Source organism: Glutamicibacter bergerei (assembly GCF_054495185.1).
In genome coordinates this window covers 468,028-489,465 of record NZ_CM137131.1, presented here as the reverse complement: position 1 = coordinate 489,465, position 21,438 = coordinate 468,028, and the positions used below count along the sequence as shown (strand labels likewise).

Below are 21,438 nucleotides of genomic sequence, written 5' to 3'. Positions count from 1 at the left end.
AGCGCGGTAGCGCTCGGTTGGCCCGCAATCGATTCAATCAGCCAATAATGAATTCATGATGAATCATCAGATGGTTTCCGGTTGTTGGTCCATGAACCATCCAAGACCATGACGCACGTCACGTCTACTGGTGAGTAAATAAACTTCCGCACTAATTGAACTGACCGGTCAGTTCAATTAGTGTTAAGGGGTGTTAATTGCTAATTCATTGAGCTTCAAAGGGCGCCACGGCCAACTCGTCGACGAGACCTCTCTGGCAGTCGAGCGCGGAGCGCTATTGCTTGTAGTTGCCGATGCGCAGCTTGAGCGCACCGCTCTCGCCCTGATGCTTTCTGGGCGCATGAGCCCCAGCTCGGGGACGGTCCATTGGTCTACAGCGCCTGGCATTAAAACGCTACGCACACACAGCGCGATCGTTGACTCTCCGCAAGTCAATGAACCCGAGGCTCACCTGAAGGTTCGAGACGTAGTCAGCGAGGACCTATCTCTTATACCCGGGCCTTTCTGGCGCCGACCGCAAAGTAAAAAATGGTTAGCCAGACATGGTTTTGACCACCTCGCCGGAGACTGGATCGACACTATCGACCCACAGATCCGTCTAGACCTTCTCACTCGGCTTGCCTTGGAAAACCACGACACCGATTGCCTAGTTTTTGATTCTCCGGATCGCCACGGCATCGATGAACCAACATGGCTGGAATCGTTGGAAGAACTAACCCATACCCGTCGCCAGCTCACCGTCATCGCCGTCGTTTCTAGAGTCCCCGATAGCTGGGAGGGGCCGGTCGTCTTCGCAGGACAAACAGTCACCACCGAAGATTCGGCACCACGGACCGAGGCCGTCCCGCAGATCGAAAACGGTCCGGATGCCCTCGAAGTCGATGTCGAGAACGAGCCAGCCCAGGAACTGCCGGCGAACGAACCCACTAACACCGAGATCGTAGAAACACCTAGCTCAGCGGAGTCTGTGGCGGTGGAAGCTTATACCCCTCCAACGGATACCACCTCTGAAATCGCGAAAGAACCCGAGCCGCCCAATGCTGCCGAGCTCGTGGAACCGTCATCGATCCACCACGAAGCACCTGAAGCTCCCGAACTACCTGAAGCTCCCGAACTACCTGAACCTCCTGCGCAAGACGAAGCCGAGCTTGCAGCAAAATCATCCACCCCAAAGGACTAACTCATGACGACTCTGGGCCTTGCTCTCTCCGAGCTCAAGCGCATGACCCGTGGAACCTTGCCCAAATTGGCACTGATCGCCGTAACCTGTGTACCGCTGCTCTACGGGGCTCTTTACCTCTATGGCAACTGGGATCCGCAATCAAACCTCAGTGGCATCAAAACCGCGTTGGTGAACCTCGATGACGGGGCCGAACGAGACGGGAAAGCCACGAAGGTTGGTGACGAGGTAGTCGATTCCCTCTTGGAAGACTCAACTTTCGATTGGGAAATAGTTGACTCACAGCAAGCTGCCGCTGAGGGTGTTGCCCATGGCGACTATGCCTTCGCCATGACCATCCCCCAAGATTTCTCTGCTTCCCTCACTTCCCCCGCCGAGATGAAAAAAGCCAATGCAGCAAACCTCGAGCTAACCACAAATGATGCCAATAACTTCATGGCCAGTAACTTCGCCAAAACTCTGGCCACCGAGGTACGAGATTCGGTGTCCAAAGAAGTTGGCACCGAAACTGCCGAAGGCATGATTGCGGGCTTTGTCGACATCCACAAATCAATGGGTGAAGCTGCCGATGGGGCCAAGAAACTCTACGACGGCACCATTACACTCTCCGATGGTGTGGTCACAGTACAAGATGGCACCGCGCAATTAGTCACCGGCGGAGCCAAACTTGAAGATGGCGCACGCGCACTCCATGAAGGTACCGGCAGCCTGTCCAGTGGCTTAGGAAAATTGACCGACGGCCAAAAGAAGCTCGTCTCTGGAACCCAGGAGCTGTCCAAGGGCAGCACCGAGCTGAATTCTGGAGCCCAGACACTGAGCAAGGGTCTAAACACCTTGGAATCAAAAACATCTAGCCTGCCTAGCTCGGTGTCTATGCTTAACGACGGAACCCAGAAAGCGGCTTCCTCGGCTGACCAATTAGCAACAGGCTCACGGCAGGTAGCCGACGGGAACGCGAAGCTCAGCGCCACCGCAAACGACGCTATAAGCGTGATCCAAGATTTGCAGACCGATGCCGAAACACGACTGGATCAAGTAGAAAAAGACACCGCTGATTTCCTGAATGCTCAAGTCACAGCCGGCACCCTGACTCAAGAACAGGCAGATCAGATCTCCGCGAAGCTGAAATCCACCGTAAAAAATTCTACGGTTACCCAGCAGCTTGATAGCAAGGTCAAGGATGTCAACGCAAAACTTAGCTCCACACAAGAGGACCTGAACCAGCTCGCCGAGGGGTCCGAGAAAGTTGCCGACGGCAATAAACAGTTAGCAAGCGGATTACACACCCTCGCGCAGGGCACCAAAAAATTGGATGGCTCCGTGCCAGCTCTTGTAGACGGAATCTCCTCCGCAGCAAGCGGTGGTAGCCAGCTTGCCGATGGCTCGCAAAAACTAGCCGCTGGAACCTCGACCCTAGAAGAAGGGCAAAAATCCGCTCTGTCTGGAACCAAAGAAGCCGCAAAAGGTAGCAATAAACTTGATGCAGGTGCCCAGGAACTCGCGACGGGAACAGGTACCTTGCATGACTCGTTGATCAGCCTTGATGAAGGTGTTGGCAAGCTCGGCGACGGCGCTCACGAGCTTACGGATGGCTCCGGCGACCTGTCCAAGGGACTAGACAGCGGCGTGGACCAGGTACCAAATCCTGATTCGACTGCTTCTGATCAATTAGCAAACGTGATTGGCGACCCGCTTCGGGTGAACTCGAACGCCCAGACCAAAGCAGGAGCATACGGCGCAGGGCTGGCACCGTTCTTCATGACCCTAGCCACCTGGATTGGCACATTCATCCTCACCCAGGTCATGCGCCCGGTCAATAATCGTGCGTTGGCATCTAATGGTAAAAGTTGGAAAATCGCCCTCGGGGCGTGGCTTCCCTTTGCTTTCATCTCCCTCATTCAGTGCACAGCCTTGTATGCGGTGGTAGTTTTCGCTGTCGGTTTGGATCCGGTACACCCGTGGCTGACATGGGCTCTGCTGCTGCTAGCTTCGCTTTGCTTCAGTGCATTGATTCAAGGCATCTGCGCCCTATTAGGTGCAGCAGGTAAATTTGTGGTGCTGCTGCTGATGGTTCTCCAGTTGGTGACTGCCGGAGGCACGTTCCCGTGGGAAACACTTCCGACCCCCTTGCAGTTCTTGCACCAGATCCTGCCGATGAGCAATGTGGTGACGGCGTTAAGGCATGTGATCTACGGTGCTGATCTGAGCATGCTTGTTAGTACTATCCTCCCGGTGATCGGATACATGGTTCTGGGGCTATTGTTGAGTTTCTTGGCAGTGCGCAAGCACAAGACCTGGACGCTGAAGACGCTACAACCGGAGCTGACGGTATGACCACCTCACCTAACTCGCGCCCCCGTACCCGGGCTACTGCTTCCAAGAAGCGACTATTTGCGGCATCAATGCAGCTACTCGGGGCACGCGGCCCCAACGCAGTTTCGGTAGACGAGATCGCACAAATTGCTGGTGTCTCCAAGGGAACCGTGTATTACAACTTTGGCTCCAAAGACAAGATGATTGGTCAAGTTTTGGAGTTCGGTGCTGACATGCTGGTTGCCGAGCTAGTCGAGGCATCCACACTTCCCGAGCCTCGGGATGCCTTACGCACCATGGCAAGCATTGCCATTGATTTTGTCGAGAAATATCCTTCATTTGCACAAATCTGGATCAGTGAACAGCTACGCCCCGAAAGCGACTGGGGAGATCAAATCACCCCGGTCTATACCCGGGTGACCTCAACAATTATTGAAGTTATAGACCGGATAGTTGTTTTGGCCCAAGAAGAAAAACAACCGGTGGCTACCGCAATATTTGGTGCGGCGCTATTCTCAGCGCGGCTACGTGCCGCCTCGGAGAACCCAGAGAACCGCGAAACTATCTTGAACTCCGTACTGTTCATTGTTGACGGGCTGATAGCCACTCACGAACCGGTGACGGATCACTAGCCAGCCTTTGAATTGTTCTCATCGGTTCTACTCTTCGTCAACCCCGGCCGTCTGCAATACCGCAACGTCTTGTGCCACTGTTGGTTCCCACGTGCCGGTGGCTTTGATCCCGGTCATTTCACCGTGAAAAATTACCACGCCTGGGTAGTCGTTGAGCCGCGTAGCTAATCTGTCTTGGGCTTCGCGCGGTAACCGGTTAATGACCGAATCGACAATGAGAACTGCCGGTTGTCGCAACAGGGCACGCGCCATGATCAGCGAGGCTCGCTGAGCGGAGTCCAAAGGTTCTCCTCCACGACGCAACATGGTGCTTTCGCCCTCGGGAAGACTAGTCACCTCAAGACCGCACTCATTGGCCATACGTAGCGCCCGTTTGGCCGAGGAGCCGGGGTGTCGATAAGTCAGTGCGCGAAGTACTGTGCCGCGTTCCAGGACCATCGTGTTCAAGGCTGCGCCTACCAGTTTGCGCCGTTCGGTAGCCGGCAAATCCTCGCTTCGGCCTTCGGCAATCCATAGCCCGTCTAGCCGCTGAGCATCAGTTCCAACCCGGCCGGTCGCTAACGCTTCAAGTAGGGCATGAGCTTGTGCCCCAGTGCCCAGAAGCTGTATTCGCTCTCCTCCCTGTGCCCGCAGGGAGGGCCAGTTTTCTAGACCTTCGGCCGTGGGGCGAATCCGCACCGCCAACGTCTCGAGGTTCAAATCTTTGGCCACTCGGGTAGAGGTTAGTTGCTGTTCGGCTTCACGCCAAGATTTTTCCTGCTCAAGCAGTGGGGCAATAATCCGCCGGCCAGCTCGATAGTTTTGCCGATATTCAACAATCCGGCCCCACTCCCCCATAGTTCCAGCACAGATCCCCATCAGCGTTAATGCGCTGGCTAAGAGACCCGGACCTAATCCTGCCCATGAGCCAGCGGCTACGACAAGTGCGGTGCCCACCAGCGGTACGGTCAATGCGCCGGCTCGCAGCGCTCCGGCATATTTTGCCCGGTGCACTGAGGCATGCACAACCTTTTGCGCGCTCTGATCCACACGTTGCACCTCGCGGTGTACCCCGCCGGCCGCGCTAATGGTGGTGGACGCTGACACCGTGTCTGCGATGCGCGCCGCAAGATTGCCCCGGTGCCGACGTAGTACTCGTGCGGTGCGCAAGGCGCCTCGGGCCAGGCCGGCGAGCAAACTTATCTCCAACAGCACTGGAATCACTAGGGCTACGGCCAAGAGCGGAGATAAGAGCCCCAACCCGAAGGCACCAAAAATAATCAGCGGGATTCCCGCAATTAATGGCACGATTCCCTGAGTGACCCAGTTCCGGATGGAGGACAAGTCATTGCTGGAGCGAGCTACGGTAATTCCTACCGATGGTCCCCGGCTCGTCTTAAGCGCGTGGGATATCAAGGACACCCGTAGCTGAGCCACATAGTGCTGACCGAGTTTTTCTGCCTGCACCCGCTCGGCAAATTTTCCACCGAAAAAAACCGCCGACAACACGATCACCCAAAGCAGCGACCCCAGTGAGAAAGCTGCCGCGAGTTGCCCTACCTGCCATGCAATGATCACCGAGAGCACACCGACGGCCAAGGCCAGTAGCAATAGCGTCGCTAGCAGCATGCGCCGCCCGGGTGCTATCAGCGCTGGTAGCGCGGGTTCACGCTCCACTTGGTGTTCGGAATACGTGCCGGACATGGATGCTCCTAACGAGTTGGCAACAGTGCGCTAGCCACCTGGGGGTCACACAGGTCGAAGGTGTCGATGATTTCGCTCTCCATATGTGCACGAGCTTCCGCGGCAGCCAACGGGGATGCTGTGAGCACACCGGAAACTGCGGCGAGGTCAAGGCCTGCGTCAAGAAGAATTTTCTCTCCTGCTTTGGCGCCTAGCGCGTCTTGAGCGCTGAATAGTACCCGGTCAACGTGTTCCTTGAAGATTGGGTCGCATAAGAGACGTGAGGTTTCACCTTGGAAAAGTCCATCGGCGATCTCGATGATTACCGCGTCGGCACCGGTGGCACTTTGCTCTTGGATCATGCTGACTAGTAGCTCGCGCACCGTGTCATAGTCCAGTCGATAGGTGGTTGGGTAACCGAAGTCGGTGAAGTCGCAGACGCTGAAGGCTCCGGCATCGGTGAACAGGTTTGGGTCGTTCCCGGCTCCGGTACCGGTGGCTTTACCGGCAGCAACACGCAGCCCCGCGTTACTCAGACCATTAACCAGGCAGCCTAGAGTCGTTGATTTTCCGGAGTTCATGGAGGTTCCGAGGACCGCGATCACCGGTACACGATGCCCCTGGACTTGGGCGCTGGCATTGACCGAGGGATTGTCTATGCTCAGTGGGGCAAAGTCACTGAGGGTCACGACTTTGCCTCCGCGCATTAGCAGTCCAACTGGCTCCAGCTCGGTGGCCCGATCGATGGACGCGTGCTGCTGCTCGACCAGCGAGGCGACGCCGCCGCCGGCCACCAACTGGCATGGCCCGAGGTTCGCTGGAACGTGTGCCAGGAACTGATCCGGGGCATACCGATCCCCGTACGCGACCATGACTTCTTGACCAACGAAAAGCTTCTGACGCCGCGAGTGTGGTGACTGTAACGCCGTGTGCTTGCCGATTTCGGTGACCTTCGCGATGACCACGTCACCGGCGCGGGGAGCCATGGTTGAGCTGGCCACGATATTGAAGTCCTGGGGGTTGCGGTTTAGCTCGGCCGAAACAAAGCGAGTGGTGTAGGCCGCCTTGATGGTTGTGGCACGCAAAGAGTCGAGAGTCAGCCGGGTATCGCCGACGGTGTAGCTCTCGGTGTTTTCATTAGAGATGATCTGTGTGTCAATGCCCATGGTCTTAACCTTTCTCGCAACGGTTCCCCCGAGAGGAAACTGTGATCTTCATTCGGCCCTGTGCCGCGATGAATCTCAGTCAAGCGAGTGAAGATGAACCAAAGATGAACCGTTCCTAAGCCAATGAGGAGAATTTGATGAGGAGACTCTCATCAACAATTCATAAGGCCAGACCATCGTGGATTATCCACTTGACTTGGATCTTTGAAAATACTTGATGAGAATGTTCTCATGCTTAGCGCGGGACATTAAAATGTGTGACCCGCGCATCACGTGCGTCCAAATTCGAGTAAGAATTCTCGGTCTCTAACACCGTGGTACCCAAGGTGGGATAGTTCATGGCCAATTCATACACTGCTTCCTCGTCGGATTGCGCCGAAGCTAAACGCAGGGCAAGTTCTTGCAAAATTGGTTGATGCCCAATGACTAGCAATGTCGAGACGGTATCTGGCACCTCGTTGACGATGGAACATAGCGCCGACACTCCAGCTCCATAAACTCGTGAGTCGACATATGGGGTGGGCCCCTTTTCCCCCAGCTCCGACAGCACCCAGGCGCAGGTCGAGCGGGCACGCAAGGCGTCTGAACAAATAATGTAATCAGGAATCAGGTCGTTTTCCACCAACCAGGCTCCAGCCAACGGTGCTTCCCGGTGACCGCGAGCCGCCAGCGGTCGGTCATGATCACTGATACCTAAAGGGTAATCAGACTTTCCGTGACGCATGAGTATCAGTCGACGCCGTTGCACAGTATTCATAGCTCAAGCTTAGACGTGTTGCGGTTAAACGACCGAGGCGAGTAAACCTTGCGGTTCACTCGCCTCGGCGATAAAAGATCTACTTAGATGGAGTATTCCGGGGCTGCCCAGACGACAACCTCTGGGTGCTCGTAGAAACGGTAACCCTGGCCGCGTACGGTGCGCACGGTGTTAGCCAGACGGCCCAACTTCGAACGCAGACGGCGGATGTGCACGTCAATGGTTCGCTCGTTTGGGATCTCCTCGGCATTGCGCCACAGGTTTTCCAGCAGTTCTTCACGTCCCACGGTGCGGGTCCCGTTTTCCACCAAGAAGTTCAGTAGTTCAAATTCCTTGAAGGTCAGGTTCAGCGTTTCACCGTCAAGGTAAACCTCGCGACGGGACAGGTCGATCAGTACGCCAGATGGACGAGGTGCGCTTGGGCGCGCTTCGGCACGAGGGCGGCGCGACAAAGTCGGATCACCCAGTGCTTGACGAACTACGTCAATTGGCTCACCCTGTGCACTGGTCGGTGCCAGCGCTACTGCCGCATGGGTCTGCGCCTGTGGAGACAGGGTAGCTAAGAATGCGCGAACCTGAGTTGCGAGCTTGCCTAGTGAAGTACCCTGTGCCTGAGCTGCAGCCTCGTCTAGTCCGACGTAAAGGACAAAGCCGCGAGCGCTGGTGTCTACGCTTGGCGTACCCGCGGTCTGCACTGGCGCACTGGAGGCCTGATGCATCGGTTCACGTGTCTCATGAACGTTGTTGACCGCGCGCAGTGGACGGTAGCCCGCAGGGGCATAGCTTCCGCTACCGGCGGCTGCGCGTTGCGCCGCCGCAGCTCGATTCTGAGCGTTGCGAATTGAAACGTGTACGTATCCGGATCCAGCCGACATGATGACTTCCTTTTTGTGCGAAGGCCAAGTGATTTGGCGTTAATGCTTCGGGTTTTGCTTGCGCCGCCCATGACCTTCATTCACGAACAGCAGTTGGGTTTCCCGTCGATGCCTCTGAGTTAGACAGCTTTTTTTCTTTAGCTTTCCCACTCAACTTCACCGACGCCGAGCATTCGACAACAGCACGCAAGCGTACCGTCAGGGCCTTGACTCTGACTGCTGTTGTTGATCTGCGCCGTACTCACACAACAAGTATTCCCCGTAACATTCGAAACTTGCAAGTAACAAAGGTCACCGCTGTTCACTATGTGAGACGAATGTGTCCAAAAGTGACGGAGCGCACTTTAGTCATTTCTCGGAAATCTAAGCGCTTAACTAAGCGTATTGATCAACTCCAACACAGGAAGTTGGCAGTTTGACTATGTCATTCATGGCTGTGAATAATCATTCAGCCGGTACGGCGGTCCACGGTTCAAACATTCGCAGAAGTTGCCCCTTGACCAAATTATCCGTTTACTGAATGGGTTTTTCCTGCATAAACTCGACTTGGAAGCATAGGATTTGCACAGCTAAAACATAAAGAAGCCCTATGGCAATAGGAGAAGCTGGTTAACATGAACGATTCACGATTTTCTCCCGCCCAACTACCTCGACTCACCCACCCAGATGGCACTCCCATCAAAGTCCTCGTGGTGGACGATGAACCGTCATTGGCGGAACTAGTTGCTATGGGAACCCGCATGCTCGGCTGGGAAGCAACGATGGCGCATGATGGCCCCGAAGCTGTGGCTACCGCGCGTTCGCTATCCCCCGACGTGTTGGTCTTAGACTGGATGCTCCCGGGCTACGACGGACCGGAGGTACTGCGTAAGGTACGCACCTATCTCCCCGAGGTTCCAGTCTTATTCCTTACCGCCAAAGATGCTGTAGAAGATCGCATTGAAGGCCTTGGCGCCGGTGCCGACGACTACGTGGCTAAACCCTTCAGCCTCGAAGAAGTTCTGATCCGTCTTCACCGTCTGGTGGAGCGCTCTGGCGCTTCGACCGCTGACTCTGCAGAACTGGTAGTAGGAGATCTGGTGCTAAACCTTGACTCACACGATGTCTCGCGCGCCGGGCGTTCCATCTCGCTCACCGCCACGGAGTTTGATCTACTGAGCTACCTCATGAATAACGCTCGCCGAGTCGTTTCCAAGTCGCAGATTTTAGATAATGTCTGGCATTACGATTTTGACGGCCAAGCAAATATCGTCGAGCTGTACATCTCCTACCTGCGCAAGAAGATCGATGTTGATGCCGAATCGATGATCCACACGGTGCGTGGCGTGGGCTACGTCCTCAAGCCTGCTGCATGAGTTCGTTTCACACCGGCCTAAGGCCCAGCTCACCCCACGCATTACAGCGAAAGCTGCTGATTATTCTGCTCGGTTCGCTGACTGCCGTCTGCGTGCTACTCGGCTTGCTCTACAACGCCGGCATGCGCCAAACGCTCATGGACCAGCTGCATGAACAACTCAACGCCTCCGTCGAACGCGCCAGCAGCTACTCGGTCGGCCTAGCTCGGCCCGATCAACGCCTGTATGCCCCCGGCCAAGCCGCGGGTACGCTCACCGCCCGATTTGTGGACCGCTATGTTTTCTCCGGCGATGTGCTCGATCAACACGGCGAACGAGTGATGCTCACCCAGGATGATGCGATCCATCTCGTGACCATCGACGTGAACTCTGAGCCCGTGCGACGTTCCTTGTCCGTGGGAGACTATCTACTCTCGGCTGTTCCCGATCCTGGTTCCGGCGGCGTGCTCATCGTTGGCCTACCACTGGACTCCACCGATCGCACTCTGCTTGAAATGGCCTGGCTGACGTTGTTCATCGCGATTAGCTTAGTGCTTGGTACAGGCTTGGTAGGAACCTGGCTAATTAGCCGCTCCTTGGCACCATTAAAACGTGTAGCCGCGGTAGCGTCCTCCGTGGCCGCCGAAGAACTTGATTCAGGCAAAGTGGAGCTGACTCAGCGTGTGGCCATAGCCGATGCGGTGCCAGGCACCGAGGTCGGGAATGTGGGACGTGCGCTCAATGCCATGCTCGACAACGTGTCGACCGCACTGACCGCACGCGAAAAATCCCAAGATCAAATGCGCCAATTTGTGGCCGATGCATCCCACGAGCTGCGTACCCCCCTGTCAGCAATTCGTGGATACACCGAGTTGCTCTCCGCCACCGAACATTTCTCGCCGGACGGTCGTCGCTCCGTGGACCGGGTACTGCAACAAAGCCACCGCATGGGTTCCTTAGTGGAAAACCTATTGCTGTTGGCCCGTTTAGACGAAGAAAACTCGTTCACTATGAAACGTTTAGATCTCTGCGTACTGACTGCGGACATCACCGAGGACTTTAAAGTCACCGCGGATGATCATCAATGGGAATTTGAGTGCCAGGCGCCGGGAACTTTTGTTGACGCCGACTCGTCGTCGCTACGTAGGGTGATTACAAACCTGCTAGCCAACGCCCGCAAACACACTTCGGCGGGTAACAGTGTGACCGTTAGTGTGGGACAAGACGTGGAAAATAATGAAGCTGTCTTGCAAGTACATGACACCGGTGAGGGGATCTCTGAAGACTTCCTACCCAAGGTGTTTGAACGGTTTACCCGCGCAGATAAGGCGCGTTCAGGCTCCGACGGCACCACCGGACTGGGGTTGCCGATTGCTAAAAGTATTGTCGAAGCGCACCACGGCACCATTACGGTGACTTCTCAGCCCGGTAATACGCTCTTCGAGGTGCGGTTGCCGCTGGCCGACGAAATGCCAGCCAGCGACAAACCAGAAACCCTCGGATAAGTGGATTTAGCTTAGCCGATGGGTGCGGTGACACCGTAGAGGCGGTCACCAGCATCTCCCAGACCCGGGATGATGTAAGACTTCTCGTCGAGCTTCTCGTCCATGGCTGCCAGCACGATGTGAACGCGATCGTCGCCGCCGTGGATTTCCTTCAGACGTTCAACGCCTTCCGGAGCTGCGATCAGGCAGATGCAGGTCACCGATTCGGCGCCTCGGGCGAAGATGAACTTAATTGCCTCGGCCAGGGTGCCGCCGGTGGCCAGCATCGGATCCAGCACAAAGACCTGACGACCGGTCAGGTCATTCGGGACGCGGTCTGCGTAGGTGATGATATCCAGGGTTTCTTCGTTACGGGCCATGCCCAAGAAACCAACCTCGGCGGTAGGTACCAAACGGGTCATGCCTTCGAGCATGCCCAAACCCGCACGCAGGATTGGAACCACCAATGGGGTGGGCTTAGCAAAAGTAATACCCGTAGTGGTGGCTACCGGGGTGACGACCTGAACTTCCTCGGTCTTCACCTCACGGGTTGCTTCATAGGCCAGCAGGGTGACCAGTTCGTCGGTCAGCTGACGAAAAATCGGGGACGGAGTGTTTTTGTCTCGAAGAACTGAAACCTTGTGTGCCACCAATGGGTGGTCGACTACCTGTACGCGCATAGGTAGAAATCTATCAGCCCACCGGGCCCGCAAACGAGAGAAAAGCCCGAAATTCCGGCGGAAAAACTCGTTGATGTGCCCAAGTAAACAGGAATCAGCGAATATTTGCTTGCTGGAACTACTCTGCCGGCACATTTTCTTCGTCGCGATCTAGCGAAGTGGTTCCTGCTCCGGCCAGATCACGTAAAGTAAAAGCACTATGGAGCACGTACATAACAGTTGGATGGATCTGGCCTTGGCGGAGGCACGAGCCGCATTAAAGACCGACGATGTCCCTATCGGCGCGATCATCATCTCCCCCGAAGGCAAGCTGCTCTCCACCGGCCGCAACGAACGCGAAGCCGGCTCAGATCCCACGGCGCATGCCGAGGTCCTGGCCATCCGAAATGCGGTAAAGGCGCTACAGGCAGAAGGCAACGCTGACGGGTGGCGACTGGAAGACTGCACCCTCGTAGTCACTTTAGAACCCTGTGCCATGTGTGCCGGGGCAATTGTGCTCGCACGCATCCCGCGTTTGGTCTTCGGAGCCTGGGATGCGAAAGCCGGGGCATGCGGTTCCGTCTTTGACATCGTGAGAGAACCACGACTGAACCACTGGGTTGAGGTCTACCCCCAGGTGAAAGAAGAAGAATGCGCACAACTATTGCGCGATTTTTTCCTTTCCAAACGCACCTAATCCCAACCTACAATGTGTTTCGAACCACTAACTGCGCATTGGACCCCTTTCGTTTTGGTGTTCTCTAAAGGTTCGTTATAGAGTTATCAGGTCTGGTGACGTGTCCGAGCGGCCGAAGGTGCAACACTCGAAATGTTGTGTACGGTAACCCCGTACCGTGGGTTCAAATCCCACCGTCACCGCCAGAAAAACCCCGGGAATCATTGATTCCCGGGGTTTTGCTTTACCTAAAACCTTTTTGGGCTTATAGGCCCCTTTTGCGAAGGTATCTGCGAGCTTGCCTTCACTTTCCCCGAAGGGACTTTAGCCCAAAGGCTGAGTTAAATCTGAGATTAGGCTTTACTTCTGGATTTCGTGCTCACTGATCTGGGTCTCCATACTGGTCCCGTTCAGTTCGAGGTAGATCTGCCCCTCGGTGACCGAGACAGACATGGTGTTGCGGCGGGTCAGCGCCTGCGCTGCCGCGTCAATGAACTTGGGCTCGAAGGAGCGAACCACAATGTCTTCTGACTGGTGGATCGTCTTGCCTCGCCATGCGGACAAGAGCTTGGCAGGATCGCGGTGGGTGTAGACGGCAGTCCGATCGGCACGCTTGCTGCCAAGGTGCAACCGCTGTGCGTCGGGAGCTCCAACTTCAATCCATGCGGTGATGCGGCCGGTCAAATCCTTGACCAAAATGGCAGGTTCTTCACCGGTAGAAACACCACCGGCCGAGAACGTAATACCCTCTTCCAGCTCGAGGCAGTAGGCCAACACCCGGGTGACCATGTACATACCGGTTTCCGATGGATGCTGCGCAACGCGCAGTGAGAGATCCTCGTAAACCCCGCGATCTACATCAGCAAGTTGAACTTCAAAGGTGTGCATTGTCGCGCCGATAGCCATAGTTCACGAGTTTACCGTTAGCGCAGTGCCCTTACTTACGCGCCGCTAGCTCTTTCAAGCTTTCGCTTCCGCTTTTCGCGCAATGAAGTAACCGGCCAGCGAGCTGAGGCTGGCCAGGCTCGCTAGGATTCCCACTGCTAGGTTATTGCCCAAGGAAAGCCCGGCAACAGACAGAAACAGGAGGAATGAAACCATATAAAGATTCTTCATGGCCACAGTCTATTTGATACAGGAAGCAGATAAAAGACGTACTGGATTATGTGCAAGTGCATGCAGGTGCTCCTCGGCGTCCTGGCGACGCTGGATTGCCACGCCTTCGGTGAAACGAATTCGCCAAGGGCTCGCAAGCTGATCAGTTTCCGGGCTGAAAGGAAAGTGCTGGCGGAAGTTCCGCTCTTTGTCCAGCAGCATGTTGCTACTGCCTGCCTGCTGTGTGCGCTATGGCCATTCACCCGCTTGTTTGCCTCATCCATGTACGATTCTGGAATGAAGCTTGCCCGTTTTCCGCTGGCTCGATCCCGGTGGGACGCAGTCACCGCCGCCGTGCTCATCGGCTTGTCCTTCGTACCGGGGCTAGCGCAGCAAGGACTTGAACTGGCCGCGTCGCCCGATCGCCCGCTGAACCTGCTCGGCATAACGCTGATCGTGCTCCAGGGCGGCTCGGTTGCGATACTGCGCCGGTGGCCGCAGTGGTCCTTGGCGCTGGCCTTTTCGGCTTTCTCGGCGTACCAATTGTTCGGGTTCCCGACGACGTTTGCTGCGCTCGGCCTACTTGTCGCCGTGGTAGGCGCAGGGGCAATGCTCCAGCGGCACCGGATGCTGGTTTCGATACTCGCCTTAGGCTGCTACGCAACTCTTGTCGCGGCACTGATACCGATCGACGCCACACTCACCGTGCCCGACGCATTGGCTTTCGGTGCGCTTCTGGCGGCGCTGTGGATCTTCGGCTCATGGCTCCGAACGCAGGCCACCATGCGCCGCGACCGCGCCGGGCAGGCTGAGCGGGAAGCGATCTCGGCCGAACGGGCACGCATCGCGCACGAGCTGCACGACGTGGTCACCCACCATGTGACGGCGATTCTCGTGCAGGCCGAAGCCGGGCAGTACCATCCGGATCTTGATCGGCGGACGCTGGACCTGCTGGCATCCATCGCCGACGGGGGCCGGAAAACGCTCGCGGACTTGCGCAGCCTGCTCGGGGCGCTGGATGGGAAAGCAGAAAACACGCGTGCTCCCGCCGAGCAACAGGCGGCCGAGGTCATTGCCCGAGCCCAGGCTGCCGGCCAACGGGTGAAATTTGTGGAGCAAGGCCAGCGCTACCCGCTCACCGGCGCTACGGGACTGGTAGTGGTTCGGGTAGTCCAAGAAGGCCTCACCAACGCGCTGAAGTATGCACGCGAAGGCGCCGCAACGGTGGCCATCAGCTACGGCAAGCGTGAGATTATGATCGAGGTGGCCAGTTCCGGGCGCAGTGCCAAGGGCTCGGCATCAAAATCAGGAGGTCGAGGGATCATCGGGATGCGAGAACGGGTGGAACTGCGAGCAAGGATTCCCCGATGACCACGACCCCAACGAACACGCCAATCCGCGTGCTCATCTGCGATGACCAGGAGCTGGTGCGCACCGGATTCTCCACCATCATCAATGCCCAACCCGATCTTGTGGTTGTCGGCGAGGCGGCGGACGGCGAAGAAGCCGTGCGGGTCACCCGACGCGAGCGCCCAGATGTTGTGGTGATGGATATCCGCATGCCACTGCTGGACGGAATCGAAGCGACCAGAAAAATCGCAGGGCCACAAGCCAGCGATGCGGCGCGAGTCCTGGTGGTGACGACCTTTTCTCTGGACGGCCTGGTGTATGACGCACTGCGCGCCGGCGCGAGCGGCTTCCTGCTCAAAGATGCCAGGCCCGCCGAGCTGGCATCGGCCATCCGGAGCATTGCCGCCGGGGACTCGCTGATCGCACCGGCGCTGACCCGCTCCTTGATCGGCCGCTTCGGCGACCGGCTGCGGCCCTCGGCAAAAGATTCTGCAATCTTCGACGCGCTGACCGCGCGGGAACGTGAAGTGCTGCGGCTGATCGCCGAGGGGCTGTCCAACGCGGAGATCGCTGGGTTACTTGTCATCAGCCACGAGACGGTGAAAACCTACGTGTCCCGCATTCTGGCCAAGCTGGGCGTGCGCGACCGGGTGCAGGCCGTAGTTCTCGCGCACAGATTGGGATTCGCCGCCGGGTTCTGAACCCCCGCGGTTCACCGGTCACCGGCCGGCCCAGGTCCCCCGAGCGAGGGATCCCAAGTGTCTGCCCGCGGGTGATTTGCCGGAACCGCAATCCCCGTAACGTCATGCTCACACCCCGAAAAAGTAGTGAAAAGGAGCAAAAATGACAAAGTCCACGCAGCATCTCACGCCGTCAGCCAGACAAGGTACCCCCGCCTCCGGACAAGGATCCTGGATCAAAATGACCATGATGGTCACCGGATTAGCCGTGGCAATGCTGGCTACTAACGCCATCGCCGCCTGGCCGCGCAGCCCAGTGGCCGCGCTGGCCATCGGTCCCATATTGGCGGCCGCCATGATCTGCCTGTACATCTTCACGGGTCGACGAGTCGAACGCCGCAAGGTAGAAGAATTCCCAGCGCACCACGCAGTGCGCCATCTGCTTCTCGGAACAGGGCTCGGGGTGCTGATGTCCGGCGCGACGGTGGGCATCCTCGCCCTCTTCGGCGCGTACACGATCACCGGCTGGGGGTCCATTGCCGGCATGCTGGCCGTCGCCGGAATGATGTGCGCGATCGCCGTTTCGGAGGAAGTATTCTTCCGCGGTGTCGTGTTCCGCCTGCTGCGCGGCCGTTGGGGCACACCCGTGGCGCTCGGCGTTTCGGCGATCATCTTTGGGCTCGTTCACCTCGTGAATCCGGATGCTTCGCTGTGGGGCGCTTTTGCCATCATGATCGAAGCCGGAATCATGCTGGGTGCCGCATACCTCGCCACCGGATCGCTGTGGCTGGCGATCGGAGTGCACTTCGGCTGGAACTTTGCGACAACGGGCCTTTTCGGATCGATCACCTCGGGTTCCGAGGCCCGCGATTCGCTGGTCACCGCGGTGACCAGCGGATCTGACTGGCTTTCCGGAGGAAGGTTTGGGCCGGAAGCCAGCATCATCGCCATCTTGGTGTGCTCGATAGCCACAGTGGTATTCCTGGTTATTGCACGGCGACGCAACCGGCAGTTGCCGCAACGCAGCTGACGGCGGAAGGCAATGAGATATCCCGAGCCACGCGGCTCGGGATATCACCGCTTAATCGGTACCTTCAGGATGTTCCTCGGCCCAGAGATGGGCACGCGAAACCAACTGCTCTGACAGCCCGGATAAGTTTCCCTTGCCGCTGCCCATGGCCAGGCCAAGCAGGAAAGTGCTCAAGGGTGCTGCCGGGCGGGCCACCTCGTGAGCTACATGCTTGGCAACATCAAGCACGGTAGCGATATCCACTTCGCCGGGGTCCAAACCCAACTCCTTGGTGGCTGCTTCAAGCCAATCGTTCAGTGCCTCCGGCGGCAGATGCTGTGCCATGGCTTTCCTTTCATTTTGGCGGGCGCTTTCCAGCGCCTGCGGGGTATCAATGTCTTTGCTAATTTCGTCGAGAACCGGTACCCGCGCCAGCTGAAGCTGATTCAGGGCCCGGCGCACCGGGGCGTTGACCAGGTTCTCCCCTAATTCTTCGCAGACCGAAGCCAGTGCCGAAGTGCGGTAGATTCCTGCCAGCCACTGGGTATGGCCTTCAGCGTCAACCAGCAACAGGCCGTCGGCCGCGCGTTGTCCAAAGTTATTGATCAACGCGGTCGCAACGGCGAGGGGCCGTTGCAGGTCGCACGCCAGGACCATGGACCATTCGCTGTTTTCACTGCCAATTAGCTCACCAAGTCCGGCGGAGATAGCCGCCAAAGGGCCGGCAAAGGGTGGATCCTCTCGAATGACGGCATCGGCCTTGGAGCCAGCGGATTGCGGACCGAGAACAACTACCCGCTGCGCGCCGACCTTTCGGGCCGCGGCGACCACCCGGTCAACCAGGCGCTGGCCATGCAGCACTATTTCGGCTTTGCCTTCGCCACCAAGGCGAGTGCCTCGGCCACCGGCCAGGATCAGTGCGTTAAAACCGCCGAGTTTCGGCGCACTCATGGGAGCATCCTCAGTACTTCAACCTCGTCACCGGGGTTGACCTGATTGATGCCAGCCGGGATCAATCCATAACCTTGGGCCGCACCGAACCCACCGACCGAGTGGGAGATGCTCTGTGCCTGCACCGCAGGGGCACAGCGCAGCTGGTCACCATGTTCAAAGACCACCGGGATGACCTGCATGCGTCCAGCCGCGGCTTTCCAGCCCACTGCGGCAATGGCGCGCAAAGTGGGACGAAGCACCTCGCGGTGGCCTTGCATGGATCTCAGGCACGGGCGCACGAACAGCTCAAAACTGACCGCTGCGCTCACCGGATTGCCGGGCAGTGCAAAGACCATCGCGCCGGCCTCCAAGCGGCCTGCGCACTGCGGCTGGCCGGGGCGGATCTTCACCCGGGCTGCCTGCACTGCCGGTTCTGCTTCCAGCACCTGGCGCATCACGTCATAGGCCCCAGGGCCTACTCCCCCGGTGCTCAGCACGACGTCATGTGTGGAGCCAAGCAGATCCAGCTGCTCGCGCACGGCTTCGATGTCATCCACGCAGTGCACCACGGTGGCGGCCTGAATTCCGGATTCAGCAAGCAGCCCGGCCATCAACAAGGAATTGGTTTCCGGGATTTGCCCACGCGACAGCTGATCACCGGGCGTACGCAATTCTGCCCCGGTGATCAGCACGGCCACCTTGGGCATGGTGCGCACCGTCAACGTGCTGGCACCGGCTGCAGCCAATGCAGAAAGTAGGGCAGCGGTGAGCTGCTCACCGGCGTAGGCCATCAGGTCACCGGCATTCTTGTCTTCCCCGCTGCGGCGGATATCCTTACCCGCTGGCACCTGCACGTTGATCTGCACGGTACTGGCATCCCAACCATCTACCGCAGCCGACGTATCTTCGATACGCACCACGGCATCAGCATCAGTGGGAATTGGGGCACCGGTCATGATCTTCACGCACTGGCCAGGCTTCAACGCCGGATCCCAGCCACTTCCGGCCGGAACCTCGCCAATGACCTGCAGGCTCTTCGGAGCATCAGCGATATCAGCCGAACGTACCGCATAACCATCCATGGCCGAGTTATCCCACAGCGGCAGCGGGTGCGAGGAGGTGACATCTTCTGCGAGTACCGCACCATGCAAAGTACTGAAACCACCAGCCACCTCAATGCGCTGCGGCGCCAAAGGCAACACCTGCGACAGCAACTGTTCGCGGTGCACTTCAAAATCTACGGGTTCATTGCCGGTGTTCATCATTGCTCTTCCTGAATACTTCTCGGATGCTGTGCTGGCAACGTCGCCACCACGGCACGCACAAAGCGGTTGGCCGGGTCAGCAAAGACCTGCGAAACGGTCCCCTGCGCAATAATCTGTCCACGTTCCAGCACCAGCAAATCGTCGGCGAGCGCCAAGGTATCGGCGGCCGAATGCGAAACGACAATCGCGCTGGTGCCGGTGCGTTCCAGCTCTTCGCGCACCAGGGCACGCATATCCATGGCGGCCTCGACATCCAGCGAGGCAAAGGGCTCGTCAATCAGCAAGATCTTCGGCTTGGCAGCCAGTGCACGGGCCAAGGCGATGCGCTGGCGCTGGCCCCCGGAGAGCGCTTCGGGACGGTGCGTGGCAATCTCTTCGAGCCCCAAACGCTGAATCCATTCGGAGGCCGCAGCCTTAGCCGTATGCAGATCTTGTCCCCCGGCACGGGCACCAAAGGCGATATTCTTCGCCGCATCCAGGTGCGGGAACAGGTGCGGATCTTGGCCCAGCAATCCGACCTCTCGCAGGTGCGGCGGGCGGTGCTGTTTCGCGTCAGCCAGAACCGTTCCTGAAAGCTCTATACGGCCCTCGGCAATCTTTTGGATCCCGGCAATGGCATGCACAATCGTGGACTTGCCTGAACCGCTGGGACCCATCATTGCCAGCGTGCTGCCAGCGGGGACCTCGAATGAAACATCTACGTCGAATCCGGTGCGCGGTACGCGCAGCGCTACCTTGAGCGTCATTTCAGTGCCCCCGGACGCCAGGCACGCACCAGCAACAACACCAGAACGGCGGTAGCCAGCAGGAGCAGGGACAGTGCGACGGCCGAGTCCCGCCCAGCACCCGCGCCATTAAATGCGGTGTAGATGGCCAGCGGCATCGTCTGGGTGACCCCCGGAGCGTTGCCGGCAAACAGGGCGGTAGCCCCGAATTCTCCGATGGCCCGGGCGAAGCACAAGATGATTCCGGCGACCAGACCGGGTGTGGCCAGCGGCAGGGTGATGCGGGTGAGCACCATCCAGCGTCCGGCGCCCAGGGTTGCGGCGGCTTGCTCGTAGCCGGCCCCGGCCGCACGCAGCGAGCCTTCCACCGCGAGCACCAGAAACGGCAGGGCGACGAAGCTCTGGGCAATGACTACCGCGGCGGTGGAGAAGGGCAGGGTAATCCCCCACAGCGAATCAATGAACTGGCCAATCGGGCTGGTGCGTCCGAAGAGGAACAGCAGTGCGACGCCGCCGACCATTGGCGGCAGCACCAGCGGAACCGCGATCAGCGCCCGCAACAGCTGGGCGACGCGGGCGGAGCTGCGGGCGATTAATACCGCCAGGGGAACTCCGAGCACTACGCACAGCGCGGTGGCAGCCACCCCGGTACGCAAGCTCAGCCACAGTGCGGACAGCGCCTCTTCGCTGGTGGCATCGGCCAGCAGCGTGGACCAGCTCGCCCGGGCGATGAGCGCGAGCAGGGGCAGAACGAGCAACGCAATGCCCAGCAGTGCCGGGGCGATGGCGAACCCCGGAACCCGTACCCCGGTATCGCTAGCCATTGACGTGCCCGGTCCCGGTGCCAAAACCGTGCTCGGCCAGGATCTGCTGGCCGCGCTCGCTAATCACAAAGTCAACGAAGGCCTGGGCGCCGGGATTCTCACCCAGGGTGGCAATCGGGTAGCTGTTGACGATTTTTTCGGCGCCTTCGGGCACGATCGCTGCAACGCTGGCATCATCTTGGACATCGGTGGCATAAACCAGTCCTGCGTCTGCCTCCCCGGCAGCAACCTTTTGCAATACGGCGGTGACGTTCTGCTCCTCGCTGGCGGCAATGACTTTCACGTCCTGGGCTTCGAGCAGCCGTAACGAAGCCGCTCCGCATGGCACCTGTTGCGCACACAGTACGGTGGTGGCATCAGCTAAGTCTTCAAGGGAATCAATATTCGCCGGGTTGTCCTGCGGCACCGCAATCACCAGGGTGTTGCTGGCAAAGATGACTGGTTCATCGCCAATGCCGGCCTCGGTCACCTCGGACATATTGCGCTCGTCAGCCGAGGCGAAAACATCCACGTTGGCGCCTTCAAGGATTTGTGTGGCCAGGGTCGAAGAGCCGTCGTAGGAGATGGCGTTGATCTGTACTTCCGGGTTCTCAGTGGTGAATTCTTCGGAGATCTGTTCGAAGGATCCCTGCAGGGAGGCCGCCGCGGAAATGGTGATTGGCTCCGCGGATTCTTCTGCAGAAGTACCGGTGGCCGAACAGCCTGCCAAAGCCAGCACGGTCACCACTGCCCCGGTAAGGGCTCGGAACCGCAAAAACGGGCGGTGCTGCATTGGTTCTCCTTAGATTTACTGCTGGAGCCAATGCTACCTGCGTGCTC

General features: G+C 58.2%; 21 protein-coding genes and 1 tRNA gene. 10 read left to right on the top strand and 12 right to left on the bottom strand.

From position 1 onward, the window contains the following. The first annotated feature begins 190 nt into the window (after nt 1-190). The 3 genes from ACX5K5_RS02320 to ACX5K5_RS02310 are packed head-to-tail and all read left to right on the top strand — an operon-like array spanning nt 191 to nt 4,125. Nucleotides 191-1,180 (top strand): ABC transporter ATP-binding protein, encoded by a 990-nt coding sequence (locus tag ACX5K5_RS02320; RefSeq protein WP_441664453.1) that lies wholly within the window; start codon nt 191-193, stop codon nt 1,178-1,180. Between the two features lie 3 nt (nt 1,181-1,183). Continuing rightward, nucleotides 1,184-3,514: a YhgE/Pip family protein gene (locus ACX5K5_RS02315; RefSeq protein WP_459174983.1), complete on the top strand. Its 2,331-nt coding sequence runs from the start codon at nt 1,184-1,186 to the stop codon at nt 3,512-3,514. Further along, nucleotides 3,511-4,125 (top strand): TetR/AcrR family transcriptional regulator, encoded by a 615-nt coding sequence (locus ACX5K5_RS02310; RefSeq protein WP_459174982.1) that lies wholly within the window; start codon nt 3,511-3,513, stop codon nt 4,123-4,125. Before ACX5K5_RS02315 ends, ACX5K5_RS02310 begins: the two co-directional genes overlap by 4 nt. A gap of 27 nt (nt 4,126-4,152) precedes the next feature. On the opposite strand, the gene ACX5K5_RS02305 is transcribed toward ACX5K5_RS02310, so the two are convergent. The 4 genes from ACX5K5_RS02305 to ACX5K5_RS02290 all read right to left on the bottom strand — a co-directional run bounded on the left by ACX5K5_RS02305 (nt 4,153) and on the right by ACX5K5_RS02290 (nt 8,585). After that, complete coding sequence (locus ACX5K5_RS02305; protein WP_459174981.1) at nt 4,153-5,808, bottom strand: ABC transporter transmembrane domain-containing protein; 1,656 nt, start codon at nt 5,806-5,808, stop codon at nt 4,153-4,155. 8 nt (nt 5,809-5,816) lie between these two features. Continuing rightward, nucleotides 5,817-6,953, bottom strand: coding sequence for a P-loop NTPase family protein (locus ACX5K5_RS02300; protein WP_229677218.1), 1,137 nt, complete (start codon nt 6,951-6,953; stop codon nt 5,817-5,819). Between the two features lie 235 nt (nt 6,954-7,188). Then, nucleotides 7,189-7,710: a SixA phosphatase family protein gene (locus ACX5K5_RS02295; RefSeq protein ID WP_459174980.1), complete on the bottom strand. Its 522-nt coding sequence runs from the start codon at nt 7,708-7,710 to the stop codon at nt 7,189-7,191. Between the two features lie 83 nt (nt 7,711-7,793). Continuing rightward, nucleotides 7,794-8,585 carry a winged helix-turn-helix domain-containing protein gene (locus tag ACX5K5_RS02290; RefSeq protein WP_096254155.1) on the bottom strand — a complete coding sequence of 264 codons (792 nt, stop codon included), beginning with the start codon at nt 8,583-8,585 and terminating at the stop codon, nt 7,794-7,796. Between the two features lie 614 nt (nt 8,586-9,199). Between ACX5K5_RS02290 and ACX5K5_RS02285 the strand changes: the two genes are divergently transcribed. Further along, the gene (locus tag ACX5K5_RS02285) at nt 9,200-9,940 is read left to right on the top strand and encodes a response regulator transcription factor (protein WP_096254153.1); all 741 of its coding nucleotides are present in this window, start codon (nt 9,200-9,202) and stop codon (nt 9,938-9,940) included. After that, nucleotides 9,937-11,424, top strand: a complete 1,488-nt coding sequence (locus ACX5K5_RS02280; RefSeq protein ID WP_096254151.1) for a sensor histidine kinase — start codon at nt 9,937-9,939, stop codon at nt 11,422-11,424. The genes ACX5K5_RS02285 and ACX5K5_RS02280 overlap by 4 nt, the downstream gene beginning before the upstream one ends. A gap of 11 nt (nt 11,425-11,435) precedes the next feature. Here ACX5K5_RS02280 and upp read toward each other — a convergent pair whose 3' ends face one another. After that, nucleotides 11,436-12,083 (bottom strand): uracil phosphoribosyltransferase, encoded by a 648-nt coding sequence (gene upp, locus ACX5K5_RS02275; protein WP_459174979.1) that lies wholly within the window; start codon nt 12,081-12,083, stop codon nt 11,436-11,438. Between the two features lie 199 nt (nt 12,084-12,282). Here upp and ACX5K5_RS02270 point away from each other — a divergent pair, with 199 nt between their 5' ends. Together ACX5K5_RS02270 and ACX5K5_RS02265 are read left to right on the top strand one after the other, a co-directional pair. After that, entirely contained in the window at nt 12,283-12,759 is a 477-nt protein-coding gene (locus ACX5K5_RS02270) for a nucleoside deaminase (RefSeq protein WP_096254147.1), read from the top strand. A 94-nt stretch (nt 12,760-12,853) separates the two neighbouring features. Beyond that, nucleotides 12,854-12,944 (top strand) — tRNA-Ser (locus ACX5K5_RS02265). 154 nt (nt 12,945-13,098) lie between these two features. On the opposite strand, the gene ACX5K5_RS02260 is transcribed toward ACX5K5_RS02265, so the two are convergent. Together ACX5K5_RS02260 and ACX5K5_RS02255 are read right to left on the bottom strand one after the other, a co-directional pair. Beyond that, nucleotides 13,099-13,644: a YaeQ family protein gene (locus tag ACX5K5_RS02260; protein WP_459174978.1), complete on the bottom strand. Its 546-nt coding sequence runs from the start codon at nt 13,642-13,644 to the stop codon at nt 13,099-13,101. 54 nt (nt 13,645-13,698) lie between these two features. Beyond that, complete coding sequence (locus ACX5K5_RS02255) at nt 13,699-13,854, bottom strand: hypothetical protein (RefSeq protein ID WP_459174977.1); 156 nt, start codon at nt 13,852-13,854, stop codon at nt 13,699-13,701. Nucleotides 13,855-13,902: 48 nt separating this feature from the next. Here ACX5K5_RS02255 and ACX5K5_RS02250 point away from each other — a divergent pair, with 48 nt between their 5' ends. From ACX5K5_RS02250 to ACX5K5_RS02240, 3 genes are all read left to right on the top strand, one after another. Then, nucleotides 13,903-15,204 carry a sensor histidine kinase gene (locus ACX5K5_RS02250; RefSeq protein WP_459174976.1) on the top strand — a complete coding sequence of 434 codons (1,302 nt, stop codon included), beginning with the start codon at nt 13,903-13,905 and terminating at the stop codon, nt 15,202-15,204. After that, entirely contained in the window at nt 15,201-15,884 is a 684-nt protein-coding gene (locus tag ACX5K5_RS02245) for a response regulator (RefSeq protein ID WP_459174975.1), read from the top strand. The genes ACX5K5_RS02250 and ACX5K5_RS02245 overlap by 4 nt, the downstream gene beginning before the upstream one ends. Before the next feature lie 142 nt (nt 15,885-16,026). Continuing rightward, on the top strand, nt 16,027-16,893 hold the full coding sequence (locus ACX5K5_RS02240) for a CPBP family intramembrane glutamic endopeptidase (RefSeq protein ID WP_459174974.1): 867 nt from the start codon (nt 16,027-16,029) through the stop codon (nt 16,891-16,893). A 51-nt stretch (nt 16,894-16,944) separates the two neighbouring features. Here the strand turns inward: ACX5K5_RS02240 and ACX5K5_RS02235 are convergent, their stop codons facing one another. From ACX5K5_RS02235 to modA, 5 genes are read right to left on the bottom strand one after another with little or no spacing between them, the layout of a single operon-like run. Beyond that, nucleotides 16,945-17,823: an NTP transferase domain-containing protein gene (locus ACX5K5_RS02235; protein ID WP_459174973.1), complete on the bottom strand. Its 879-nt coding sequence runs from the start codon at nt 17,821-17,823 to the stop codon at nt 16,945-16,947. After that, complete coding sequence (locus tag ACX5K5_RS02230) at nt 17,820-19,070, bottom strand: molybdopterin molybdotransferase MoeA (protein WP_459174972.1); 1,251 nt, start codon at nt 19,068-19,070, stop codon at nt 17,820-17,822. Before ACX5K5_RS02230 ends, ACX5K5_RS02235 begins: the two co-directional genes overlap by 4 nt. Continuing rightward, entirely contained in the window at nt 19,067-19,816 is a 750-nt protein-coding gene (locus tag ACX5K5_RS02225) for an ATP-binding cassette domain-containing protein (RefSeq protein ID WP_459174971.1), read from the bottom strand. Before ACX5K5_RS02225 ends, ACX5K5_RS02230 begins: the two co-directional genes overlap by 4 nt. Then, nucleotides 19,813-20,619, bottom strand: a complete 807-nt coding sequence (locus ACX5K5_RS02220; RefSeq protein WP_096254133.1) for an ABC transporter permease — start codon at nt 20,617-20,619, stop codon at nt 19,813-19,815. Before ACX5K5_RS02220 ends, ACX5K5_RS02225 begins: the two co-directional genes overlap by 4 nt. Then, the gene (gene modA, locus ACX5K5_RS02215) at nt 20,612-21,391 is read right to left on the bottom strand and encodes a molybdate ABC transporter substrate-binding protein (protein ID WP_459174970.1); all 780 of its coding nucleotides are present in this window, start codon (nt 21,389-21,391) and stop codon (nt 20,612-20,614) included. Before modA ends, ACX5K5_RS02220 begins: the two co-directional genes overlap by 8 nt. Between the last annotated feature and the right edge of the window lie 47 nt (nt 21,392-21,438).

Bases quoted from the DNA above. Each gene is read 5' to 3' on its own strand.
- upp (WP_459174979.1), bottom strand. From the start codon at position 12,083: ATGCGCGTACAGGTAGTCGACCACCCATTGGTGGCACACAAGGTTTCA.
- ACX5K5_RS02310 (WP_459174982.1), top strand. From the start codon at position 3,511: ATGACCACCTCACCTAACTCGCGCCCCCGTACCCGGGCTACTGCTTCC.
- ACX5K5_RS02250 (WP_459174976.1), top strand. From the start codon at position 13,903: ATGTGCAAGTGCATGCAGGTGCTCCTCGGCGTCCTGGCGACGCTGGAT.
- ACX5K5_RS02260 (WP_459174978.1), bottom strand. From the start codon at position 13,644: ATGGCTATCGGCGCGACAATGCACACCTTTGAAGTTCAACTTGCTGAT.
- ACX5K5_RS02240 (WP_459174974.1), top strand. From the start codon at position 16,027: ATGACAAAGTCCACGCAGCATCTCACGCCGTCAGCCAGACAAGGTACC.
- ACX5K5_RS02270 (WP_096254147.1), top strand. From the start codon at position 12,283: ATGGAGCACGTACATAACAGTTGGATGGATCTGGCCTTGGCGGAGGCA.
- ACX5K5_RS02285 (WP_096254153.1), top strand. From the start codon at position 9,200: ATGAACGATTCACGATTTTCTCCCGCCCAACTACCTCGACTCACCCAC.
- ACX5K5_RS02280 (WP_096254151.1), top strand. From the start codon at position 9,937: ATGAGTTCGTTTCACACCGGCCTAAGGCCCAGCTCACCCCACGCATTA.
- ACX5K5_RS02235 (WP_459174973.1), bottom strand. From the start codon at position 17,823: ATGAGTGCGCCGAAACTCGGCGGTTTTAACGCACTGATCCTGGCCGGT.
- ACX5K5_RS02255 (WP_459174977.1), bottom strand. From the start codon at position 13,854: ATGAAGAATCTTTATATGGTTTCATTCCTCCTGTTTCTGTCTGTTGCC.
- ACX5K5_RS02295 (WP_459174980.1), bottom strand. From the start codon at position 7,710: ATGAATACTGTGCAACGGCGTCGACTGATACTCATGCGTCACGGAAAG.
- ACX5K5_RS02220 (WP_096254133.1), bottom strand. From the start codon at position 20,619: ATGGCTAGCGATACCGGGGTACGGGTTCCGGGGTTCGCCATCGCCCCG.
- modA (WP_459174970.1), bottom strand. From the start codon at position 21,391: ATGCAGCACCGCCCGTTTTTGCGGTTCCGAGCCCTTACCGGGGCAGTG.
- ACX5K5_RS02230 (WP_459174972.1), bottom strand. From the start codon at position 19,070: ATGATGAACACCGGCAATGAACCCGTAGATTTTGAAGTGCACCGCGAA.
- ACX5K5_RS02245 (WP_459174975.1), top strand. From the start codon at position 15,201: ATGACCACGACCCCAACGAACACGCCAATCCGCGTGCTCATCTGCGAT.
- ACX5K5_RS02225 (WP_459174971.1), bottom strand. From the start codon at position 19,816: ATGACGCTCAAGGTAGCGCTGCGCGTACCGCGCACCGGATTCGACGTA.
- ACX5K5_RS02290 (WP_096254155.1), bottom strand. From the start codon at position 8,585: ATGTCGGCTGGATCCGGATACGTACACGTTTCAATTCGCAACGCTCAG.
- ACX5K5_RS02315 (WP_459174983.1), top strand. From the start codon at position 1,184: ATGACGACTCTGGGCCTTGCTCTCTCCGAGCTCAAGCGCATGACCCGT.
- ACX5K5_RS02305 (WP_459174981.1), bottom strand. From the start codon at position 5,808: ATGTCCGGCACGTATTCCGAACACCAAGTGGAGCGTGAACCCGCGCTA.
- ACX5K5_RS02300 (WP_229677218.1), bottom strand. From the start codon at position 6,953: ATGGGCATTGACACACAGATCATCTCTAATGAAAACACCGAGAGCTAC.